The organism is Rhodoblastus sp. (assembly GCF_019449565.1).
Lineage (GTDB): Bacteria > Pseudomonadota > Alphaproteobacteria > Rhizobiales > Beijerinckiaceae > Rhodoblastus.
This window is the reverse complement of the sequence record NZ_JAGRPM010000032.1, coordinates 1-5,254: the sequence shown is the minus strand read 5'-3', so window position 1 is coordinate 5,254 and position 5,254 is coordinate 1. Positions and strand designations below refer to the sequence as shown.

The window sequence follows — 5,254 nt, the reverse complement described above, 5'->3', positions numbered from 1 at the left end:
CAGCCGCGCGTTCTCTGCCTCAAGCTCCTTCAGCCGCTTGACCTGATCGCCCTTCAGGCCGCCAAATTCCGACCGCCAGCGATAATATGTGACCTCCGTCACGCCTATCGACCGGATCGATTCCGAGACCGATCGGCCCTGCGAAATCAGCACGTCGACTTGACGAAGCTTGGCGACAATCTCTTCCGGTTTGTGTCTCTTCCCTGCCATCCTTCTGTCCTCCGGCCGGTTCGAAAACCATACTTCATGGAGGACCACTTTTCAGGGGGCAGACCAACGCCGCGCTGGACGACCTATGACGCCAAGTTTCTTGGCGTAGCGCTCCCGACCGACGTCCCGTCAAGCATTCAGGAGCGCGCCTATACGTCGCCGATCTGGTACACGCCATGAGAGGATCGGGCGTGCGATTCAGCGCCCTCACCATTGCGGCGGCCCTGGCCGCCGCCTCCACCGCCGCGATGTCATGCGGCTATGACGATCCAGCCGGCGTCAGCACCATTCGCGGTATGTTGAATTTCATCTATCCCAAATCGCTCTATGTCATTCCTGCCGTTTTGCAGGCCCAGGCCAACAACATCATCGCCCGGGACGATCGCCCTGCCGCCGTCAAGGTGCTGCTCGGCTATCAACAGGCGGTCGCCAAACTGGGCTTGTTGCGTGATCGGCTGGCGATCGTTTCCGATGACAGACAGAAACCCGCCTTTGCGATCATTTTAATCGGCCCGGCGCTTTGGACGCGCTTCGAGCCCGATGGCGACGGTCTGGCCATGATGCCCCATGCCGAAGGCCCTGCTCGGGGCGATGTCGTGCTCGTGACGGAGGAGTCTGTTATCTCCGCGCTCGTTGACGGCCGCCTCACCGCGGCGTCGGCGGCCGAACTCGGCCTCATCCGCTATTACGGCGCGGCGGAATCCCTGTCCGCCGCCCAGACGTGGCTTGAACGGGCCACGCAAAAGACGCACGCAAGCGCGACGCGATCATTGGCGCCGACGCCCGCAGAGGTCGTTCCTCAATGATCGGAAAAGTCTCTATCCTCGTCACCGTCGCGGCTCTGCTCTGTCTGGATCCTTGTCTCGCCCTTGCGCATTCCGGTGCGGGAGTCGTCGGGGGCTTTGTCGGCGGCTTCAAACATCCGATCCTCGGGCTCGATCATCTCGTTGCTATGGTGGCGGTCGGGCTATGGGGCGCCTTTCTCGGCATGCCCGCGATCTGGCTGCTGCCGGTTGTTTTTCCGCTCGTCATGGCGATTGGCGGCGCTTTCGGCATTGCCGGGGCGCCGCTGCCATCGGTCGAAACCGTGATCGCAATATCGGCGATCGTACTCGGCCTTTGCGTCGCCTTCGCATTCCGGCCGCCTTTGTGGATCGCCGCCTGCATCGTCGGCGTGTTTGCCTTCTTTCACGGCCACGCTCATGGAACCGAACTTCCCTCGACCGCCAATCCGCTGTCCTTTGCCCTTGGCTTCGTGATCGCAACAGGACTGCTTCACCTGTGCGGCGTCGGCCTGGGTTTGTTGACGCGTTATCAGATCGGCAATTACGTCGTGCGCGCCGGTGGAGCGGCCATCGCGGCCGTGGGGGTCGCCTTTCTGAGCGGCTATGCATGAGGCGCTGCGGGAAATTCGGGTTTGCCATTGCCGGCGGGTTGACCTCCTGGCCGGGATTGGCGGAAGCGCATGCGCCCCTTGCCGGTCTCGGAATTTTTTACGCCCATCTGCTCGACCCTTTCGTCGCGCCATCGCATGGCCTGCTGCTTATCGCCGCCGCGCTGATTTGCGGACAGCAGGGCCGCGACAGCGCGCGGTGGGGCGTCGTGGCGTTCTGCGTCGCTTTTGCGCTTGGATTGATCGCCGCTCAATTGGGCGGCATGGGCGGCGTTCGAGAACCGGTTCTTCTGGCCGCCTCGCTGGCCCTTGGCGCCGCCATCTGCCTCGATCGTCCCGTTGGCCGCGTCGTGACGGTTCTGGCCGCGGCGGGAGCGGGCGCGTTGCTTGGTCTTGAGTCCGAAAACGCGGGTGAGACCTCGCGGGAGACAGCCCTGACCCTCGCCGGTCTGGCGTCGGGCTTCATCTACCTGCTGATTCTGATCGCCGGTTTGACCGTCGGCTTCAAAAAGCATTGGCATCGCGTCGGGGTCAGGATCGCGGGATCGTGGATCGTCGCCGCGTCTGTCCTGGTTCTGGCGCTCTCCCTGGCCGCGCCCGCGAAGCGGAACAAGGTCGCGGCCGCGCCCCTCACACTGCAGCGTCCGCAATGCTGAAGAAGCTGTTCGAAGAACCGCTGCTTCATTTCATCATTCTCGCTTTCGCGATTTTTGGCCTCTATGCGGTCGTGAATAGGTCACCTGCAGGCGGCGGCGATGACCGGATCGTCATTACGGGCGCCAAGGTCGAACAGCTTGCGAACCTGTTCGGCAACACCTGGCAACGGCCGCCGACAGCGATCGAGCTGAAGGGCCTGGTCGAGAATTACATCAAGGAGGAAATCTACAATCGGGAGGCCGTGATGCTCGGCCTCGACAAGAACGACACCAGCATTCGACGCCGCCTGCGCCAGAAATACGAGTTTCTGATCGACGCCGACGCCGAGGGGCAGGCTCCGACCGACGCGCAACTCCAGGCCTATCTGCAGGCGCATGCCGACCGGTTTGAAATCGGCCCCAAACTGGCCTTTCAACAGATTTACCTCAGTCCCGCGAGCCGCGGCGACAGGATCGAACAGGATGCAGCGACGCTGCTCGAAACCTTGCGCAAGGATCCTGCTGAAACGCCGCGCGGCGACGCGACCTTGCTGCCGTCCGAGGTTGCGATGACCCGGTTGACCGCGATCGGCGAAATGTTCGGGGACGATTTCGCCACCGCTTTGAAGAACAAGGCGGAGGCGCGCCTATGGACAGGGCCGATTCGCTCGGCGTTCGGCCTGCATCTCGTGCGCATTCTGGATCGCCAGCCTGTGCGCCTGCCGGCCCTCGACGAGGTCCGCGCCGCCGTCGCGCGCGACTGGTCGAACGAAACCCGCAAGTCTGTGGAAGATGCGCGTTATCGACAGCTACTCGCCCGGTATCATATCGTTGTCGAGACCCAGCCAGAGACGAGCCGATGATCCGGCTGCGGACGCTTCTCCTGGTCGTCGCCCTAGCGTTGGGCGGCGCCCATGCCGCCGCCGACGAATTGCGGCCGGCCTATCTTGACCTGAAGGAGACGGCGCCAGACGAATTTTCCGTGCTCTGGAAGGTCCCTGCGCTCGGCGACCGTCGCCTTGGCATTGACGCGCGTTTGCCGGATTCCTGCAAGAACACGACGGAGCCGGTTTCTGGGCTCGTCGCCGGCGCTTTTTTCGAAAGATGGACAATAACGTGCGCGGGCGGGTTGCGGGGCAAGGACATCGTCATCGACGGCCTGCGCGCGACGGTCACAGACGTCCTCGCGCGAATCCAGTATCGCGACAGCTCGACGCAGATTGCTCGGCTCGGGCCCGAATCTCCGATCCTGCGCGTCACTGGCGCCCAAAGCGCCTGGGATGTGGCGCGAACCTATGGCTTCCTGGGCGTTGAACACATCCTTACCAGTCTGGACCATCTGCTGTTCGTCCTCGCCCTCATCTTTCTGATCCGCGACCGCTGGACGCTCCTGAAGACGATCACGGCGTTTACCGTCGCTCACAGAATAACTCTGGCGGGCGCGACGCTTGGTTATTTTCGGCTGCCGCAGAAACCCGTCGAGGCGGCGATCGCGCTCAGCATCGCCTTCCTCGCCAGCGAACTCGTCAAAATGCGGTCGGGAGAGCGGCGTCTTTCCGAAAGCTATCCCTGGATCGTCGCCGGCGTCTTCGGGCTCTTGCACGGCTTCGGCTTCGCCGGGGCGCTCAAGGACATCGGCCTGCCGCAGGCGGACGTTCCCCTCGCCTTGCTGACGTTCAATCTCGGCGTCGAGGCCGGGCAGATTCTGTTTGTCATCGCGATCGTGGCTGGAGAAAAAGCGCTGAGCGCGCTCTTCGTTACTCCTGGGCGACCTGCGCGGGTGGCTGCCGGCTATCTGATCGGGACGGCCTCGACAGTGTGGCTGTTAGGCCGGCTCAACAGCTTCTGGAGTTGAAGCGTAGGCGCGCTTCGATCGGGACCAGCCCCTGTTTCGAGGCGGGGGTCCGATTCTAGTCGGTCATTGACGCGCCAGGCAAAGCCCGCTGTGGGTAATTATTTCCTGTTCACGCGATGCTTCCGAAGTCCGCGATCTCCAGAATAGCGGTCAACAGCGAGAGATGCGGCGCCATCGTTGGGCGACACCGCACCCGATCCGTCACAATTCTACCTGTTCGGAAATGCTGAGCGCGTCATCCACCTCGATTCCGAGATATCGAACGGTGCTCTCCAGCTTCGTATGCCCCAATAGGAGTTGAACGGCTCTCAGGTTGCCGGTCTTTTTGTAAATCTGCGCAGCCTTCGTTCGCCGCATCGAATGCGTGCCGTACGCCGAGTCGTCCAACCCGGCGCTTCGAACCCAGTCATGGACAATCCGAGCATATTGCCGCGTCGAGATGTGAGGCTGCTGGTGGACGCGGCTTGGAAACAGAAAACGCCCATCGCGGATTTTCAGTGTCGCCAGCCAATCCTCGACTGACGCCCGAGTTTGCTCCGTGATTTCGAATTGGACCGGTCTGCCGGTCTTCCTCTGGACGATCGTTGCGCGGTCGCGCAACCTGCCGCCGACGCACAAATCGTCGATCGTCAAACGGACGAGGTCACATCCCCGCAATTTGCTATCGATCGCGAGATCGAACATTGCGAGGTCGCGCCTTCGCGCCTCGATCTGAAGGCGGGCCCGGATATTCCACACTTCCTTTGGCTTGAGCGGGCGCTTCTGGCCCACGAGCCGTCCCTTGTTCCAGGCCGCTTGCCGATGGTCTCGTTGCTGATTGAGAGTCTTGGACATGGACGTGGCCTCCTTGTCCAACCTCTCCCTCCCCAGCTCCCCGCTCTCAGCGGGCCGGAAATACAACGCTCAAGCAACGTTGAAGCTCCGAGCATAAATAGTGGCCGTTCAAGATGACGTCTGGCCGTCCGCTCGGCGCCAGAAGCGGTAGTTCCGCGTCGGCTGAACGAAGGCGTATTTTTGGCGGATTTCGTTGAAAAAGTCGCCGTGCAAGCGATTGCTCGCCCCGCAACGATCATTTTCTCTGGTGATTGCGGCGTGGATCCCTCGATCCGGCGGCCTGATGGCCGTCCGGGCGCGGCCTATGCCGCGATTGGTTGCGTCCTT

General features: G+C 62.3%; 7 protein-coding genes and 1 pseudogene. 6 read left to right on the top strand and 2 right to left on the bottom strand.

Translation table 11 applies throughout. From position 1 onward, the window contains the following. On the bottom strand, positions 1–210 hold a 210-nt coding region (locus QZ409_RS07985), incomplete at its 3' end, for a transposase (protein ID WP_296709113.1). A gap of 63 nt (positions 211–273) precedes the next feature. On the opposite strand from QZ409_RS07985, the pseudogene QZ409_RS07980 reads away from it, so the two are divergent. The 6 genes and pseudogenes from QZ409_RS07980 to QZ409_RS07955 form a co-directional block, all read left to right on the top strand. After that, a pseudogene (locus tag QZ409_RS07980) lies at positions 274–390 on the top strand (DUF3604 domain-containing protein); the annotation flags it as partial. An 11-nt stretch (positions 391–401) separates the two neighbouring features. After that, positions 402–1,016 carry a hypothetical protein gene (locus QZ409_RS07975; RefSeq protein WP_296709110.1) on the top strand — a complete coding sequence of 205 codons (615 nt, stop codon included), beginning with the start codon at positions 402–404 and terminating at the stop codon, positions 1,014–1,016. After that, positions 1,013–1,606 carry a HupE/UreJ family protein gene (locus tag QZ409_RS07970; RefSeq protein WP_296709106.1) on the top strand — a complete coding sequence of 198 codons (594 nt, stop codon included), beginning with the start codon at positions 1,013–1,015 and terminating at the stop codon, positions 1,604–1,606. Before QZ409_RS07975 ends, QZ409_RS07970 begins: the two co-directional genes overlap by 4 nt. After that, entirely contained in the window at positions 1,603–2,259 is a 657-nt protein-coding gene (locus QZ409_RS07965; protein WP_296709103.1) for a HupE/UreJ family protein, read from the top strand. Before QZ409_RS07970 ends, QZ409_RS07965 begins: the two co-directional genes overlap by 4 nt. Beyond that, entirely contained in the window at positions 2,253–3,101 is an 849-nt protein-coding gene (locus QZ409_RS07960) for a peptidylprolyl isomerase (protein ID WP_296709100.1), read from the top strand. The genes QZ409_RS07965 and QZ409_RS07960 overlap by 7 nt, the downstream gene beginning before the upstream one ends. Next, positions 3,098–4,093, top strand: a complete 996-nt coding sequence (locus QZ409_RS07955; RefSeq protein WP_296709099.1) for a HupE/UreJ family protein — start codon at positions 3,098–3,100, stop codon at positions 4,091–4,093. The genes QZ409_RS07960 and QZ409_RS07955 overlap by 4 nt, the downstream gene beginning before the upstream one ends. Positions 4,094–4,294: 201 nt before the next feature. Here the strand turns inward: QZ409_RS07955 and QZ409_RS07950 are convergent, their stop codons facing one another. Beyond that, a complete protein-coding gene (locus QZ409_RS07950; protein WP_296709095.1) occupies positions 4,295–4,927 on the bottom strand; it encodes a tyrosine-type recombinase/integrase in 633 nt (210 codons plus the stop codon). Between the last annotated feature and the right edge of the window lie 327 nt (positions 4,928–5,254).

Bases quoted from the DNA above. Each gene is read 5' to 3' on its own strand.
- QZ409_RS07950 (WP_296709095.1), bottom strand. From the start codon at position 4,927: ATGTCCAAGACTCTCAATCAGCAACGAGACCATCGGCAAGCGGCCTGG.
- QZ409_RS07970 (WP_296709106.1), top strand. From the start codon at position 1,013: ATGATCGGAAAAGTCTCTATCCTCGTCACCGTCGCGGCTCTGCTCTGT.
- QZ409_RS07960 (WP_296709100.1), top strand. From the start codon at position 2,253: ATGCTGAAGAAGCTGTTCGAAGAACCGCTGCTTCATTTCATCATTCTC.
- QZ409_RS07965 (WP_296709103.1), top strand. From the start codon at position 1,603: ATGAGGCGCTGCGGGAAATTCGGGTTTGCCATTGCCGGCGGGTTGACC.
- QZ409_RS07955 (WP_296709099.1), top strand. From the start codon at position 3,098: ATGATCCGGCTGCGGACGCTTCTCCTGGTCGTCGCCCTAGCGTTGGGC.